Origin of the sequence: Aquimarina hainanensis (assembly GCF_042684685.1) — a bacterium.
In the GTDB taxonomy this organism is placed as follows: domain Bacteria; phylum Bacteroidota; class Bacteroidia; order Flavobacteriales; family Flavobacteriaceae; genus Aquimarina; species Aquimarina hainanensis.
In genome coordinates, this window is record NZ_JBHULX010000039.1 from 1,056,388 (window position 1) to 1,072,148 (window position 15,761).

The following is a 15,761-nucleotide window of genomic DNA, read 5'->3' on the forward strand; positions in this document are numbered from 1 at the left end:
TTAACATTTCACCTCTTCTAGTTGTTAAAGCTTTCTTTACCCATTGATTTCCCCCTCAAAAATACGTACCTTAGTATACTATAAAGCTGCATCGTATGCTACTAAAAAGGACAAATATCCATGAAAAACTTACTCAGGTAAGAGCTCGTGAATTCAATGAAGACAGCTGGGAAGAGCAAGTAAAAGCTATTTTTGTTCGCGAAGCAAAAAGAGAAGACAGAATTGCAGCTACACTTGCTTCTACTGCCCGTGAAACCATTTTTAACTTTGATTTACTGGATACTAATCGCATTTATTATATCGATCAAATAAAAAAAATATGCATTGACTATCGTCTTCGCTTTTTAGATACTGAATACTTTAAAGGAGCACTTCCTCCTGAAGCTATTCGTATTATAAAAACTCTAGAAAGAGAACATCAAACCACTATTGAAGGGTATAAAATTATAGCTCCTTCTAAAATGTTTAAATTAGAAAATGAAGATGACCCCCTGCTGTTTACTCCTATAGGGAATGATTATTTCTACCTGATTCACAAATGGGGAAACGATCTTCATCCTGCGAGAAAACTTTTAGTATGGTCCTTCAAAAGCCTTGAGAATCTAGTATTGTTAATTTTTCTTTTAAGTGTTATAACTACTTATTTTATTCCTATAGGACTCTTTAGCAAGACTCCTTCTCATTCACAAACTGTTATCGTATTTCTATTTGTTTTTAAATGGATTGCAGCCATAGCTCTTTTTTATGGTTTTGCTCTAGGAAAAAATTTCAATCCCGCAATCTGGAATAGTAAATTCTATAATTCATAATTTGTTAGTATTTTCGTTCCTATGGAAGAAAACAATCAACAACCGAGAAAACACTGGGACTTATTAATTGGCTTTGCATTAGTCATTTTTGGAAGTTTCAGGCTGTATAACAGAATCAATAACGGAGGAGAATGGAATTTCAGAGCCTTTTTTACTGTCGCAGTAATTATCTATGGAGGGTATTCTATTGTCAAATACTTCTCTAATAAAAAACAATAAAAAAAGGCTACTGTATAAGTAGCCCTTTCATTTTCTTTCTTTTTAATTCAGGTATTACGAATACATTTTTTCTCGTAATTCTTTTACTTTGGCATCTCCCATATACTCATCAAAAGCCATGTAACGATCAATTACCCCCTTAGGTGTCAATTCAATAACACGATTTCCCACTGTCTGTGCAAATTCGTGGTCATGAGTAGTAAACAATACGGTTCCCTTAAATTTCTTTAACGCATTATTGAACGCTGTAATTGACTCTAAATCCAGGTGGTTTGTAGGTTCATCCAACATTACCACATTGGCACGGGTCATCATCATTTTTGACAGCATACAACGCACTTTTTCTCCTCCTGATAGCACATTACATTTTTTCAAAGCTTCTTCTCCGCTAAAAATCATCTTTCCTAAGAATCCCCGAATATATACTTCTTCTCTTTCTTCTTCTGTAGTTGCCCACTGACGTAACCAATCCACCAAAGAGAGATCACTTCCAAAATACTCACTGTTATCAGCCGGTAAGTATGATTGTGTAGTTGTTACTCCCCAGGCTACAGTTCCTGCATCAGCTTTTTGCTTATCATTTACAATCTGATAAAAAGCTGTTGTCGCTCTTGAGTCTTTTGAGAAAACAACAACCTTATCTCCTTTATTCAGGTTAACATCTACATCCTTAAACAACAATTCTCCATCTACACTTGCCTCCAATCCGCTAATATTCAGAATTTGATCTCCTGCTTCTCTATCTCTTTCAAAAATGATTGCTGGATATCTTCTGCTAGAAGGCTTGATATCTTCTATGTTTAATTTCTCTATCATTTTCTTACGAGAAGTCGCTTGCTTTGATTTTGCAACATTAGCACTAAAGCGTGCAATAAACTCCTGTAATTCTTTTTTCTTCTCTTCTGCTTTCTTGTTTTGCTGTGCTCGTTGTCTCGCTGCCAGCTGAGAAGACTCATACCAGAATGTGTAATTACCACTATAATGATTGATCTTTCCAAAATCAATATCTGAAATATGTGTACACACTGCATCAAGGAAATGACGGTCGTGAGACACCACAATTACCGTATTATCATAATTAGCCAAGAAGTTTTCTAACCAGGTGATCGTTTCATAATCAAGATCATTGGTAGGCTCATCCATAATCAATACATCTGGATTACCGAACAATGCCTGAGAAAGTAGAACCCGAACACGTTGTTTAGTGTCCAAATCCGCCATCTTGGTGTAGTGAAGATCTTCTTTAATCCCCAGATTGGATAACATTGATGCCGCATCACTATCTGCATTCCACCCATTCATTTCTTCGAACTGCACCTGAAGTACTCCCACTCGCTCCCCATCAGCATCACTAAAATCAGGTTTGGCATAGATCTCATCCATCTCCTTTTTGATTTTATACAACGGTTTATTACCCATAATCACCGCTTCTAATACTGTATACTCATCATATGCATAATGATCCTGTTCTAATACTGACATTCGTTTTCCCGGTTCCAGATGTACATGACCGGAAGTTGGTTCCACTTTCCCAGAAAGTATCTTTAAAAAAGTAGATTTTCCTGCTCCATTAGCACCAATAATACCATAGCAGTTACCCTGTGTAAAGGTAGTATTCACTTCATCAAACAAGACGCGTTTACCGAACTGAACAGAAAGATTAGAAACTGATAACATGTTGTATAAATTCTATTGAGTTTAATTTTTCGGCAAAAGTAGACAAATCAAACAAAACCCTAAAACATTCTGTACACAAATACAGAATTAACATATTATTAACTGCATACAATATGTATAGCTCTATTTTTGTAGGTTAGTGCACTAATTAACAAACAAATGCTCACCCTCAAAATAAGATTCTATATTTGTATATTATTTTCTCTGATACTTTATAGTTGTGGAACAGAAAAAGAAGAAATCAGAGAAAGCACCTATTTTGGAGGGGAAATTGTCAACCCTAATTCTCATTATATCATTCTTTACAGAGAATATGGAAAAGGAGATACTATATATCTGGATAAAAACAATCGATTCCTATACAAAATGGACAGCCTACAAGAAGGAGCATACCTTTTTTACCACAGCCCTGAGAATCAGATTGTACTTCTGGAAAAAGGAGATAGCACCTTGATACGTCTCAATACACTGGAGTTTGATGAATCTTTGGTCTTCACAGGAGATGGGGCAAAAAAAAATAATTTCCTGATAGACATGTTCCTTCAGAATGAAAAAGAACGAAAAAACCTAAACCGGTATTACTTTAATTTTTCTCCTGAGGATTTTCGCAAAAAACAACAATATCTACTAAAAGAGCGGTTAAACAAACACGATCAATTTGCTGCAAAAAATACACTTAGCGATCTGGCAAAAAAAATAACAAAAGCCAGCTTTACTTATGATTTTTATTCCAGGTACGAAATCTATTTCTACAAACATTACGGAATTACAAATCTGGATTCTATCACAGATTTACCCAAAGATTTCTTCAATTATCAAAAGGAAGTAGATTTTAACGATCTCGTACTATCCAATTTATATTCGTACAATCGTTTCTTAAGCAATTACCTGACTAATGCTGCCTATACCAAATATACCAAAGGAGGTCTGATAAACAGAAACTCTCTGGGAATAACCAAATATGAAATAAACCTGGTCGATAGCCTTATTGATCAACCCTATATAAAAGACAATCTACTCAGAGCCATTACCAAGCGTTATATCTTAAATTCAGAAGATGATATTGCTTCTAATAAAGTTCTGAAGTACTTCCTGTCAAAAAGTAATAACAAAAACAACCAACGTGAGTTAAAAAAACTAGCAAAAGCCGCATACCGGTTAAGACCTAGAAGCAGTATTCCAGAACAGGACTTATTAACACATAAAGGAGAGATTATCCCGCTTACTTCCTTACTAAAAAAACCAGTTACTGTATTTTATTTTTGGTCGCTACAAGAACATAGAGACCTCTACCTAAAAGCTCATAAAAAAGCAGCTGCGTTAGAAAAACAGTTTCCTCATACTGAATTTATTGGGATCAATATTGATGAAGAATACAATAGTAACTGGAGAAGAACCATTCAGAGAAACCAATACGATCTCAATAAAGAATTTGCTTTCAGATTTCCTAAATGTTCTTCCGAAGACTTAATTATTTATTATAGAAACCAGGTCATACTTGTAGATCAGGATGGTAAAATCATTAACGCCCGATCTAACTTGTTCTCAACGCAATTAAAAGAAGAACTAAAACAACAAGGTAACTTGTAACAGTCATATCATTGATTCTTTATATCAATAAAAAAACAACATTAAGAACAAATACAATCTTCCTCTAAAGCTTTTATCAATAAAAAACTTTTATTTGCCAATCATCACTGGATGTACAGGATCATTTACAATATAAAAAACCTCCCGAAATAGGGAGGTTTTATTTATAATAAGAACCTGTATCTGGCTTAATTTCCTTTGTTATAATCTGCTAAAAACTTAGCCAAACCAATATCTGTCAATGGGTGTTTTAACAACCCTTCGATAGAAGATAACGGACCTGTCATAATATCTGCCCCAATTTTAGCACAGTCAATAACATGCATTGTATGACGTACTGAAGCTGCTAAAATTTGCGTATCAAAATTATAGTTATCATAAATCATTCGGATCTCAGCAATCAGATTAAGTCCATCTGTAGAGATATCATCCAAACGACCAATAAATGGCGATACATATGTAGCTCCTGCTTTAGCAGCCAATAAAGCTTGTCCTGCAGAAAATACCAATGTACAATTTGTTTTAATTCCTTTATCACTAAAATATTTAATTGCTTTTACTCCATCCTTTATCATAGGAACTTTAACAACGATCTTATCATCCAATTTTGCCAACTCTTCTCCTTCTCGAACCATTCCTTCAAAATCAGTAGAGATAACTTCTGCACTAACATCTCCGGTTACAATATCACATATTTTCTTATAGTGATTGATAATGTTTTCTTTTCCTGTAATCCCTTCTTTTGCCATTAAAGAAGGATTCGTCGTTACTCCATCTAGCACTCCTAAATCCTGTGCTTCTTTAATCTGGTCCAGATTCGCTGTATCAATAAAAAATTTCATGCTGTTGTGTTTAGATTTATAACTTTTTCTTAGACTCGGCGAATATATAAATAATCATTGTCGCACAGTCATTAAAATTACAATTTATAATGATTCATTATTAATTTTTCATATATCGTATCCGGTAATATCCGTTTAAGGACAATCGAAAACTTCTGCATAAACTCCCCTACCTTATAATGTACCCTGGGACTCGAACTATTTATAATCTTATACATTGCCTTTGCCATTTCCAGCGGATCTTTCCCATTATCGACATGATCATCCATCAGTTTTAATGTATTTCCATATACTTCTTTATATGGAGAGCCATCTAATACCGGAGCGTGGTATCTTCCAGCTGCAATATTGGTCGCAAAATCTCCAGGAGCCACATTCGTCATTTGAATATTGAATTGTTTCAGCTCCATTCTCCATGCTTCGGTAGTTATTTCCAGAGCTGCTTTTGAAGCACTGTATACTCCCCTATAAGGCAATCCCATATACCCGGCAATAGAGGTAACGTTTATAATCAATCCGGATCGTTGCTTCCTCATCTGGGGTAACACTGCCTTAATCACATTGACTGGCCCGAAATAGTTAGTAGTAAAATTCTTTATGATTTCTTCTTCAGGAATTTCTTCTATAGGTCCTGTAATTCCTGCTCCTGCATTATTGATCAGTACATCAACCCTCCCTTCTTGATCTACAACTGCTTTTACTGCCGATACAATGCTATCAACATCTGCCACATCCAGTCTAAGCAACTCAAAATTAGAAGTCTTCTTATAGTTATCAGGATTACGACTTGTTCCATAAACAATCATTCCTAAACTCGTAAGATAATCTCCTACCGATTTCCCTATTCCCGAAGATCCTCCGGTAATGAGTACTACTTTTTGCTTAGCCTTTTTATTCATGGCTACAAATATCAGACATTTTTTAATGCTTCTAAAGGAGAAATCAAAAGAAAATACGGGATACTAAAAAACAAGCACGAAAGAAAAGAAGATAGAAACTTTATTGCATAAAAAAAGGCAAGCTACCTACATCACACTGCTACAACCGTCTACCTTTGCTGCGTTCCCGCCCTGGAGGATTCAACAGGAGCTAGTTGTGTAGGACTTGCCGGGTGCAAATATACAACCTTTCCTATATTTTACAACCATTTTTTAAACTCAATTAAAATAAATATCTTGCTTTGCATAATATTAAACTCAATGAAAAAACGTAACCTATTAGCCCTCATAACATTAAATTTACTCCTGTTTTCTTGTGGAAGTAATCCGGACAAGAAAAAAAATTATTTTTCTTTGTCTTTAGCTCAAAAAAACTCAAAATTTAAGGCTGGAGAGACTATAAAAGGTAGTATTACGAACAAAAAAAATATTCAAATTGACTCTACCTCTTTCTTTTTAGGAGATACAAAAATAGAAAGTACCTCCAATACTTCTTTTTCTTTTAAAACTACAGATAGAAAATTAGGGAATCATCAGTTAAAGGCGACTGTATATTTTGAAGGTACTCAACAAAGCATTACCAAAAATGTGATTATCCTAAACAAGACTGCTCCTAAATTATATTCTTATGAAATTGTAGCTACATATCCGCACGACAAAAATGCATTTGTACAAGGTTTGGAATTCTATAACGATACTTTATATGAGAGTACTGGACGCTACGGAAGCTCCTCACTCAGAAAAATAGCATATACTACTGGAGAGATCCTTGCTAAAAAAGATATCTCTAAAGAATATTTTGCCGAAGGAATTACGATTCTTAACAATAAAATCATTCAACTAACCTGGAAAAAAAGAGTTGGTTTTATCTACGACCTAGCCACACTAGAAAAAAAAGGAGATTTTGGATATAATCAAAGTAAAGAAGGTTGGGGATTATGCAATGATGGTACCCGAATCTACAAAAGTGACGGAACAGAAAAAATATGGATTCTCGATCCCGAAACACTTGCCGAAAAAGAATATATAGAAGTTACCACTAATAAAAGTGTCAAATCCAAATTCAATGAACTCGAGTGGATAGAAGGAAAAATATATGCCAATACCTGGCAGAAAGATGGAATTGCGGTGATCAATCCTTCTAATGGGGCATTGGAAGCGGTGATCGACTTATCTGGTTTACGTGCGAAGGTAAGCCAACACCCAGAGCTTGATGTACTAAACGGAATTGCCTACAATAAGAAGACCAAACAATTATTTGTAACTGGTAAAAATTGGGATAAACTATTTGAAATTAAGATTCTTAAATAGGCTTTTGAAGAAAAAGAGCCAATATTTTCATGCAACATCATAATTAATAGCTCGTTATTATTGTAGACAGAGAATAAAGCGTACCTTTGCAGCTTATTTATTTTATATGAACAAATTTGAAGCGTTAGGTCTGGATGAGTCTATTATAAAGGCTGTGAATGATATGGGGTTTGAATCTCCAAGTGAGGTACAGGAAAAGGCAATCCCTATCCTATTAGAAGAAGAGACCGATATTGTTGCCCTTGCTCAGACTGGAACAGGTAAAACTGCGGCTTTTGGTTTTCCATTAATCCAAAAGACAGACAGCAGTAGTCGAATTACTCAAGGGTTAATCTTATCTCCTACCAGAGAACTTTGTTTGCAAATAGCAAATGAATTAAAAAATTACTCTAAGTTTATTTCGGGATTACACACTGTTGCAATCTACGGTGGTGCCAGTATTACTGAACAAGCAAAGCAAATCAAACGTGGCGCACAAATTATTGTTGCTACTCCAGGGCGTATGCAGGATATGATCAACAGGAAGATGGTTGATATTTCTAATATCGGATACTGTGTATTGGATGAAGCTGACGAAATGCTTAATATGGGATTCTATGAAGATATCAACAGCATTTTATCACATACTCCACAGGATAAAAACACCTGGCTATTCTCTGCTACTATGCCTAGAGAGGTATCAACAATTGCTAAAAAATTCATGTCTAATCCGGTAGAAATTACCGTAGGTCATAAAAATACAGGGTCTAAAAATGTATCTCATGAGTATTATGTAGTAAACTCCAGAGATCGTTATAACGCCTTAAAAAGGTTAGCTGATGCCAATCCTGATATCTTTTCTGTTATTTTCTGCCGTACTAAAAGAGATACACAGAAAGTTGCAGAAAACTTAATTGAAGACGGATATAATGCAGCTGCATTACATGGAGACCTGAGTCAAAATCAGCGTGACCTTGTAATGAAAAGCTTTAGAAACAGACAAATACAAATGTTAGTAGCTACAGATGTTGCTGCTCGAGGGATTGATGTAGATGATGTAACCCACGTAATCAATTATCAGTTACCTGATGAAATAGAAACCTATACTCACAGAAGTGGTAGAACCGGAAGAGCTGGAAAAAGTGGGGTTTCTATGGTAATTGTTTCTAAAAGTGAAATACGAAAAATCAAATCCGTAGAGCGAATCATCAAAAAATCATTTGAAAAGAAAGAGATTCCCAGCGGAGAAGAAATATGTCAGGTTCAATTATTTCACCTGGCGAATGATATTAGTAAATCAGAGATCAATCATGAGATTGACAGTTACCTGCCTTCTATTAATGAAGTACTGGAAGCATTTAGTAAAGAAGAACTTATTAAAAAGTTTTTCTCTGTTGAATTTTCGCGTTTTCACAATTATTACAAAAACGCAAAAGATCTCAATACGGTTTCTGATCGCGATCATTATAATGACAGAGAGTCTTCTACCCGTTATTTTATCAACGTAGGTGAGAAAGACGGATTTGACTGGATGAAACTAAAAGATTTCCTCAAAGAAGCTTTAGATCTGGGTAGAGATGGGGTGAATCGTGTTGATGTTAAAGAAAGTTTCTCTTTCTTCAATACCGGCTCCGAATTACAGGATAAAGTATTGGAGGTTTTTGATAATTACACCTTAGAAGGAAGAAAGGTTAATGTAGAAATTTCTAAAGATTCCCGAAGAAACAGAGGAAAAAGAAGAAATGGCGGAGGGGAAGGAAAAAACTTTAAGGGTCGCAGAAGAAGTGAAGGTTTTAAAGGTCGGGACCGAAGGAGAAATGAGGATAAAAATAATGGTGGAGGTCGCAGAAGAGATCGCAGAAGACGTAATGATCGAAAGTAAGCTCTTATGAGATTACACAAGAAACGAGCTCAGGATTTGCTTATTGAGCTCCGATAAAATAACTATTGACTATTGGGAAAATCCAAAGTTACAACGTCTCACCTGGTGAGTACTTATTAAATTATTGAACAGCTGTATGAAAAAACTTTTTTACATCTTATTTCTTATATCTCATATTGGACTATATGCACAAGAGACTTCTACTGAAACTCCTGAGAATCATGAAATTCACGGAAAAGTTCTCAATGCTGCAAATGATGTAAAGTTGGAAAATGTACATATTGTCAATCTCAGCCAGGTTATTGGAACCATTACAGATGCTGATGGTGCTTTTACCATTCCCGCTAAGGTTAATGATACTTTATACTTTTCGTATATCGGATACAAACCCTTAAAAGTCAGAGTAACCAATGACTGGATTAAATTCGGAGATGTAAAAATAAAAATGACTGAACTGGGTATTGCTTTAGAAAAAGTAGTTGTTTCTAAAATACAATTAACTGGATATCTGGAGATTGACGCAAAAAAAATACCTGTATATAACAACTACCGCTATAGCATTTCCGGATTGAATTCTGGTTATGAAGGAGGTAGCAAACAACCCGGAGCGGTTAATAAAGTCCTGAGTGCCATTTTTAATCCTGCCGATTTTCTCTATAATATGTTTAGTAAACGTTCTAAAGAACTAAAGAAACTGAGAAAAATGAAAAAGGACGATGAAATTCGAAACTTATTAGAAAATAAGTTCGACAGAGAAATGCTACAGGCTTTACTACAAGTAGAACGGGTAGATATTGATGAGATCTTACGTAACTGTAATTACTCTGCGGATTTTATAAAGTTTGCCAATGACCTGCAAATTCTGGATGCTATTAGTGAGTGCTATGAAGAATACAAAACACTAAACCGGGAATAAACTGATTTCCTTAAGAAAAATAACTAAGATCGGTGCAGATTATTTAATCTGTGCCGATTTTTAATATAATGGAGTTCCTTTCCGCTGTGTTTTGTAGAGATATAAAATTAACTTGACTAAAAATAAGATAATTCCAATTACTAGTCTAAATGTTTCCATGTTAGTTCCAGCACCTCTAATATTTAATTTGTTTTAAAATGACACATAATTACATATCAGGAAAGGAGTAACAACATTCTATTTCTTTTGATCTTCATCAAATCGCTGAATAATTTGCTCATAGCTCTTGACCGTATTTTTAGCCCATTGCATTCTAAGACTACATTTTTCCTCTTCCGTTAATTGCCAGTTGATCTCTTTATTACTTCTCATTTCTCCGGATAGGTATTGTAAAATAATTGCTGCCGAAACAGAAATATTCAGGCTCTCCGTAAATCCATACATAGGGATATGCAGCATGGAGTCAGCTTTCTGGATTACTTCATCACTCAACCCTCTAAGTTCACTTCCAAAAAAAATAGCAGCGCGTTTTGTAACATCAAAATGTTGAATTGTTGCTGCATGTTCATGAGGAGTTGTCGCTACAATCTGATACCCTTGTTTTTTCAAGTTGGCAATACATTCTTTGACAGATGTATATCTATTAATATCAACCCATTTCTGAGCTCCCATAGCAATTTCTCTATCAATATTTTTCTTATTTACCTCCTCAACTACATGAATATTTTGAATCCCAAAAACATCACAGCTTCGTATTACTGCACTGGTATTATGTAACTGATATACATCTTCAACTGCTACTGTAAAATGATTTGTTCTTTTTTCTAATACTTCTTTATATAGTGCCAGCCTTCTCGGGGTTAGAAAAGATTCCAAATACTCCAGTAACTCATGATTTATCATATTACAGAATTTAAAAAAACGCCACTAATACTAGCGGCGTTATACATATATGTGTTTATTCTTCTAAATATTCACAAAAATAGGATTTATTTCTTTACAATAATAAATTCACTTCTTCTATTTAATTGATGTTTCTCTTTACTACACGGAGTTCCATTGGTACATGAATTAACTAATTCCGATTCCCCATACCCTCTACCTGTGACTCTCGATGGATCAATTCCTCCTTTTTTGATAATATAGGCGATGGTACTCTTAGCTCTTCTATTACTTAATGCCAGATTATAAGCATCATTCGCTCTACTATCCGTATGAGAACGAACATCTATTTTTAATTGAGGATATTCTTTTAGCGCTGCAATAATTTTTTGTAATTCTATCTCTGCATCTTTTCGGATTCTGGACTTATCCAAATCAAAATAAATTGGAGATAACACTAATAGTTTTGCTAAATCATCTCCTTCATTTACTTCTTTTACCTCTAATAGACTATCTCCTATTTCTAATGGTACATCGTATGAATACTCTAACACCTCTGTTGTTACCAAACTCTTTTCTGTAGGTTTATAATCTTCTTTTAAAGCTCTGACAATATAGGAAGAAGCACATTCTACATTAAACTTATATGCTCCAAATGTATCTGTTCTGGTTCTGTTTATTTCCTGGTTATTATTATCTAACAGCACCACTTCTGCATCTGCTACAATAGAACCATCTGATTTTTTTAATACTGTTCCTTTTACATATTGCTTACAACTGGTTATTAATTCATCTGTTTGTTTAAAACTATAAATATCGTCATTTCCTTTCCCTCCATTTCTATTACTGGCAAAATAGCCTATTTTCGTTTCTTCATTTAACACAAAAGAGAAATCATCTTCCGGTCCGTTAACTGGTCGACCAACATTATATGGCACAGAAAAAGCACCTTCTTCAGGAACTGATACAAAAACATCTAACCCTCCCAATCCAACATGACCATCACTGGCAAAATACAACCTACCTGAATCACTGATATAAGGAAATGTTTCGCGTCCTTCTGTATTAATCAGATCTCCTAAATTCTCTGGAGTACCATAACTTCCGTCTTCATGAACAGCAACTTTATATAGATCTGATAGGCCTTTACTTCCAGGCATATCACTAGCAAAATACAAGATTGTACCATCAGCATTTAAGGCAGGGTGTGCCACCGAGTACTCATCCCCATTAAAAGGTAATTCTTCTATATTGCTCCATTTATCTCCTTCTAACGTTCCTTTATACAACTTTAACAAAGTAGTTCCTTCTGAATTAGCTTTTAAACGTCTCTTCGTATAATTATTTCTGGTAAAATATACTGTTTTTCCATCTTTACTAAATGAAGTTGAAGATTCATGGAATTTTGTATTAATACGTCCTTTTAGCTTCTCAGGAGCCTCTAAACTGTTATCTTCTCCTATTTTGGAAGAAAATAAATCCAGAAAACGCATTTCATTCCACTCATGTAATGTCTTGGTCATCGAATTTCCAAATCGAGAAGAAGCAAATACTAAAGTCCCCTGGTTTGTAAAACTAGGTGCATAATCTGAATCCTTGGAATTGACATCCAATTTCACCAAATCAAACTTACCAGACTGTAGTTCTATAAAATTTAGATAATCTTTGGAACTCATATAGTTTGAGGCTCTGGTGTCTGCATTAGTCAATGCATTAAATTTTTCCATTACCTGATCAGATTCATCGTACCGGCGAACACTTTTTAAACTCTGTGCATAACGAAACAAATACTCAGGGTCTACTTCTTGCTCATATTCTGACAGTAAACGCTCATACCATTTTGAAGCATCTTCTAGCTCTCCATTAAAGTAGTAAGAATCCCCCAATCTCCTATATAAATCAGAAGAAGTATATCCATTTTCTGCCACCTCTAAATAAATTTTTCTGGCATCGACAAATGCATATTGCTCAAATTTTTCATCTGCTTTATGCAGTTGTTTCTCCTGAGCGGTTGATAATTGAGGAATCGTCACCAATAAACCTAAAATTAAATACGTATATAAATTCATCATCTTCCCGTTTTTTAAAAGAACCGAGGTGTTAACATTCTATTATATTTCTTAAAGAGTTCAAATCGCAGTAATACTTCATAACTCCCATCATTAAATACCGCTTTTCCTAATTCTGTGGTTTCTCGGTCATAGGCAAAACCAACCATCAAACCATCTGAAATCTGAAATCCAACCATACCACTCAATGCAGCATCCCATCTATAACCTGCTCCAAGACTTACTTTTTCGTATAGTAAAAAACTAGCTGATAAATCTACCTGTAACGGAGCTCCAAATACCAACTTAGTCAATAAGGCTGGTTTAAATTTTACATTATCGCTTAAATCAAAAGTATGTCCGGTAATTAAATAATAATTGATACGTTCTTTAGCGACAAAGGTTGAAGAGTCATCGTTTCCTACAGTAGCGCTCTCATCAAAATGCTCTGTCTCTAATAAATTTGGAGCACTTAACCCTAAATAGAAACGATTGGTATGATAGTAAAATCCGATTCCAATATTAGGGCTAAATTTGTTATCTATATTGTTTTCAAAATTAGGATCATTAATATCGAACTTACTCAATCGCTGAAAATCCACATCTAACAAATGACCTCCTGCTTTTAACCCAAAACTTAGTTTTCCCACATCAGAAGTAGGGATCGTATAGGAAAAATCAATATCAAAATAGGTTTCTTGTGTTGGTCCTATCTCATCATTAACTATCGAAATACCAAGCCCCACACGATTACTTTCCCCTACGGGGGTATTCATCGACAAGGTCTGCGAACGAGGAGCTCCGTCTAGCCCTACCCATTGGCTTCGATGAAGACCGCTGATACTCATCACTCCCCGACTTCCTGCATATGCCGGGTTCACACTAATGGTATTATACATATATTGGGTATACTGGGCATCTTGCTGTGAATAAATGTGTTCGGCGGCAAAAAGCAATATGGCAATAATAATTATATATTTTTTTTTCATTTGTTTTTATTTTTTTCTAAAAAACAACGTTTTACGGTGTTAACAAGTTACATTATGTATTTTAATTATTTACAAATTCTCTTCATTTATCTGCTCAGAAAATCATTTTATATTTACCTATTTATTGATATAAATATATCCGGATCGTTGTTTATGTTCTCCACTTGGAGCAACATATTCCAAGACATAATAATATGTTCCTACAGGTAATTCTTCATCTTTTCCAATTGTAACTCTTCCGTTACTTTTTCCTTCGAAGAAGGTATCATTTCTTCCATAATTATCTGCCGAATATACTTTCACTCCCCATCTATTATAGATACTCAATGTATTGTCTACATTTTCTATCCCTAATATTCTCAATCGATCATTATATCCGTCCCCATTTGGAGAAATTCCTGTAGGTATATCAATCCCATCTTCTGCTGTACCATCTAACCCGTGAGTTTCTAAATAATTAGGTATTCCATCATTATTATCGTCTAATGCATCGTCTGGATTACCATCTCCGTTCGGATCTGAGTTTTCATCAATGGTGTTTACTCCATCGCCATCATCATCTATATCTAAATGATCAGGAATCCCATCATTATCCGTATCATCCGGTATGCTTCCATCCTCATTAGCATCTATTTCGTACTCTGTATTTACTCCATCGCCATCATCATCTATATCCAAATAATCAGGGAAGCTATCTCCGTCAGAGTTTAATGTGTCTCCTGTAGAAGGGTCTCCATCATTATCCGGATTCGCTCCTTCATCAATTGTATCAATACCATCACCATCATCATCTTCATCTAAATAATCTGGTATTCCATCTGTATCTGAATCCTGATTTACCGGATCACTATCGCCGTCATAATTTTCTAAAGATGTATTTACTCCATCATTGTCATCATCTATATCTCTAAAATCAACATTATCCTCATTATCTGTATTTTGTGTATCCGAAGCTCCATTGGTTAACTCATCATTTACTATAAACCCATCATTTACATCTGCTCCTTCGTACGCATCAAGAAGTCCGTCATTATCAGCATCAGTAGTTGAAACAGCTACTGTAAACCCAGCTTCCAGAGCATCTGTTACGAGATCATTATCCGAATCCAAATCCAAATAATCTGGCGTTCCATCAGTATCAGTATCTACAGCTATAATAGCAGTTCCTCCATTATCTATATCATACGCATCATCAATACCATCATTATCTGTATCTGTTCCAGTAGGAGCTATATAATCGTCTGTAGTTTGTATTTCTACATTATCAGGAATACCGTCATTATCGCTATCAATATCCAGGTAATCTGGTACTGAATCGCCATCTGTATTATTTGTTATCAAAGCAGTACCTCCATCGTTGGTACCTGCAACCGTATTATCATCCGTATCAACACTATCAGCAAATCCATCGCCATCAACATCACTAAGATCATCCAAAACTCCATCGCCATCTGCATCAACTCCTCCATTTTCTGCTATATCTGTTATACCATCATTATCACTATCTAAGTCTGCAGTATTAGGAACACCATCACCATCACTATCAGGATTCGGTAAGGCTGTACCTGTAGTAATCTCTCCTGCTCCACTACCACTGTCAATCGTATCCAGACTATCTTCTAATCCGTCACCATCTGCATCCGTCATAGACGTTGGATCCCCTGGAGTCGGGTAATCTA

General features: G+C 35.1%; 13 protein-coding genes and 1 other RNA gene. 6 read left to right on the plus strand and 8 right to left on the minus strand.

Annotated elements, in window-relative coordinates; genetic code table 11:
• Positions 1–95 precede the first annotated feature (95 nt).
• Both ACFSTE_RS20475 and ACFSTE_RS20480 read left to right on the plus strand, forming a co-directional pair.
• Positions 96–809 carry a hypothetical protein gene (locus tag ACFSTE_RS20475; protein WP_378255471.1) on the plus strand — a complete coding sequence of 238 codons (714 nt, stop codon included), beginning with the start codon at positions 96–98 and terminating at the stop codon, positions 807–809.
• Positions 810–830: 21 nt separating this feature from the next.
• Complete coding sequence (locus ACFSTE_RS20480) at positions 831–1,028, plus strand: hypothetical protein (RefSeq protein ID WP_176029811.1); 198 nt, start codon at positions 831–833, stop codon at positions 1,026–1,028.
• Positions 1,029–1,082: 54 nt separating this feature from the next.
• Here ACFSTE_RS20480 and ACFSTE_RS20485 read toward each other — a convergent pair whose 3' ends face one another.
• A complete protein-coding gene (locus ACFSTE_RS20485; protein WP_176029810.1) occupies positions 1,083–2,705 on the minus strand; it encodes an ABC-F family ATP-binding cassette domain-containing protein in 1,623 nt (540 codons plus the stop codon).
• Positions 2,706–2,864: 159 nt separating this feature from the next.
• On the opposite strand from ACFSTE_RS20485, the gene ACFSTE_RS20490 reads away from it, so the two are divergent.
• On the plus strand, positions 2,865–4,295 hold the full coding sequence (locus ACFSTE_RS20490) for a TlpA family protein disulfide reductase (protein WP_378255473.1): 1,431 nt from the start codon (positions 2,865–2,867) through the stop codon (positions 4,293–4,295).
• A gap of 188 nt (positions 4,296–4,483) precedes the next feature.
• On the opposite strand, the gene fsa is transcribed toward ACFSTE_RS20490, so the two are convergent.
• The 3 genes from fsa to ffs form a co-directional block, all read right to left on the minus strand.
• A complete protein-coding gene (gene fsa / locus ACFSTE_RS20495; protein WP_176029808.1) occupies positions 4,484–5,137 on the minus strand; it encodes a fructose-6-phosphate aldolase in 654 nt (217 codons plus the stop codon).
• Between the two features lie 77 nt (positions 5,138–5,214).
• Positions 5,215–6,036, minus strand: a complete 822-nt coding sequence (locus ACFSTE_RS20500) for an SDR family oxidoreductase (RefSeq protein ID WP_176029807.1) — start codon at positions 6,034–6,036, stop codon at positions 5,215–5,217.
• Between the two features lie 112 nt (positions 6,037–6,148).
• Positions 6,149–6,247: signal recognition particle sRNA small type (ffs, locus tag ACFSTE_RS20505), an RNA gene on the minus strand.
• Positions 6,248–6,336: 89 nt separating this feature from the next.
• Between ffs and ACFSTE_RS20510 the strand changes: the two genes are divergently transcribed.
• The 3 genes from ACFSTE_RS20510 to ACFSTE_RS20520 all read left to right on the plus strand — a co-directional run bounded on the left by ACFSTE_RS20510 (position 6,337) and on the right by ACFSTE_RS20520 (position 10,163).
• Positions 6,337–7,386 (plus strand): glutaminyl-peptide cyclotransferase, encoded by a 1,050-nt coding sequence (locus tag ACFSTE_RS20510; protein WP_378255476.1) that lies wholly within the window; start codon positions 6,337–6,339, stop codon positions 7,384–7,386.
• A gap of 106 nt (positions 7,387–7,492) precedes the next feature.
• Entirely contained in the window at positions 7,493–9,247 is a 1,755-nt protein-coding gene (locus ACFSTE_RS20515; protein WP_176029805.1) for a DEAD/DEAH box helicase, read from the plus strand.
• 136 nt (positions 9,248–9,383) lie between these two features.
• Positions 9,384–10,163, plus strand: coding sequence for a carboxypeptidase-like regulatory domain-containing protein (locus tag ACFSTE_RS20520; RefSeq protein ID WP_176029804.1), 780 nt, complete (start codon positions 9,384–9,386; stop codon positions 10,161–10,163).
• A gap of 237 nt (positions 10,164–10,400) precedes the next feature.
• Here the strand turns inward: ACFSTE_RS20520 and ACFSTE_RS20525 are convergent, their stop codons facing one another.
• The 4 genes from ACFSTE_RS20525 to ACFSTE_RS20540 form a co-directional block, all read right to left on the minus strand.
• Positions 10,401–11,066, minus strand: coding sequence for a TrmH family RNA methyltransferase (locus ACFSTE_RS20525; RefSeq protein WP_378255478.1), 666 nt, complete (start codon positions 11,064–11,066; stop codon positions 10,401–10,403).
• Between the two features lie 86 nt (positions 11,067–11,152).
• Positions 11,153–13,117 carry an OmpA family protein gene (locus tag ACFSTE_RS20530; protein WP_176029802.1) on the minus strand — a complete coding sequence of 655 codons (1,965 nt, stop codon included), beginning with the start codon at positions 13,115–13,117 and terminating at the stop codon, positions 11,153–11,155.
• 11 nt (positions 13,118–13,128) lie between these two features.
• Entirely contained in the window at positions 13,129–14,082 is a 954-nt protein-coding gene (locus ACFSTE_RS20535; RefSeq protein WP_176029801.1) for a PorP/SprF family type IX secretion system membrane protein, read from the minus strand.
• A gap of 117 nt (positions 14,083–14,199) precedes the next feature.
• The coding region (locus tag ACFSTE_RS20540) for a T9SS type B sorting domain-containing protein (RefSeq protein ID WP_378298359.1) at positions 14,200–15,761 on the minus strand (1,562 nt) is incomplete at its 5' end.

Excerpts from the sequence above, each read along its gene's own strand:
- ACFSTE_RS20490 (WP_378255473.1), top strand. The coding sequence starts at position 2,865 with ATGCTCACCCTCAAAATAAGATTCTATATTTGTATATTATTTTCTCTG.
- ACFSTE_RS20535 (WP_176029801.1), bottom strand. The coding sequence starts at position 14,082 with ATGAAAAAAAAATATATAATTATTATTGCCATATTGCTTTTTGCCGCC.
- ACFSTE_RS20525 (WP_378255478.1), bottom strand. The coding sequence starts at position 11,066 with ATGATAAATCATGAGTTACTGGAGTATTTGGAATCTTTTCTAACCCCG.
- ACFSTE_RS20500 (WP_176029807.1), bottom strand. The coding sequence starts at position 6,036 with ATGAATAAAAAGGCTAAGCAAAAAGTAGTACTCATTACCGGAGGATCT.
- fsa (WP_176029808.1), bottom strand. The coding sequence starts at position 5,137 with ATGAAATTTTTTATTGATACAGCGAATCTGGACCAGATTAAAGAAGCA.
- ACFSTE_RS20530 (WP_176029802.1), bottom strand. The coding sequence starts at position 13,117 with ATGATGAATTTATATACGTATTTAATTTTAGGTTTATTGGTGACGATT.
- ACFSTE_RS20480 (WP_176029811.1), top strand. The coding sequence starts at position 831 with ATGGAAGAAAACAATCAACAACCGAGAAAACACTGGGACTTATTAATT.
- ACFSTE_RS20520 (WP_176029804.1), top strand. The coding sequence starts at position 9,384 with ATGAAAAAACTTTTTTACATCTTATTTCTTATATCTCATATTGGACTA.
- ACFSTE_RS20475 (WP_378255471.1), top strand. The coding sequence starts at position 96 with ATGCTACTAAAAAGGACAAATATCCATGAAAAACTTACTCAGGTAAGA.
- ACFSTE_RS20485 (WP_176029810.1), bottom strand. The coding sequence starts at position 2,705 with ATGTTATCAGTTTCTAATCTTTCTGTTCAGTTCGGTAAACGCGTCTTG.
- ACFSTE_RS20510 (WP_378255476.1), top strand. The coding sequence starts at position 6,337 with ATGAAAAAACGTAACCTATTAGCCCTCATAACATTAAATTTACTCCTG.
- ACFSTE_RS20515 (WP_176029805.1), top strand. The coding sequence starts at position 7,493 with ATGAACAAATTTGAAGCGTTAGGTCTGGATGAGTCTATTATAAAGGCT.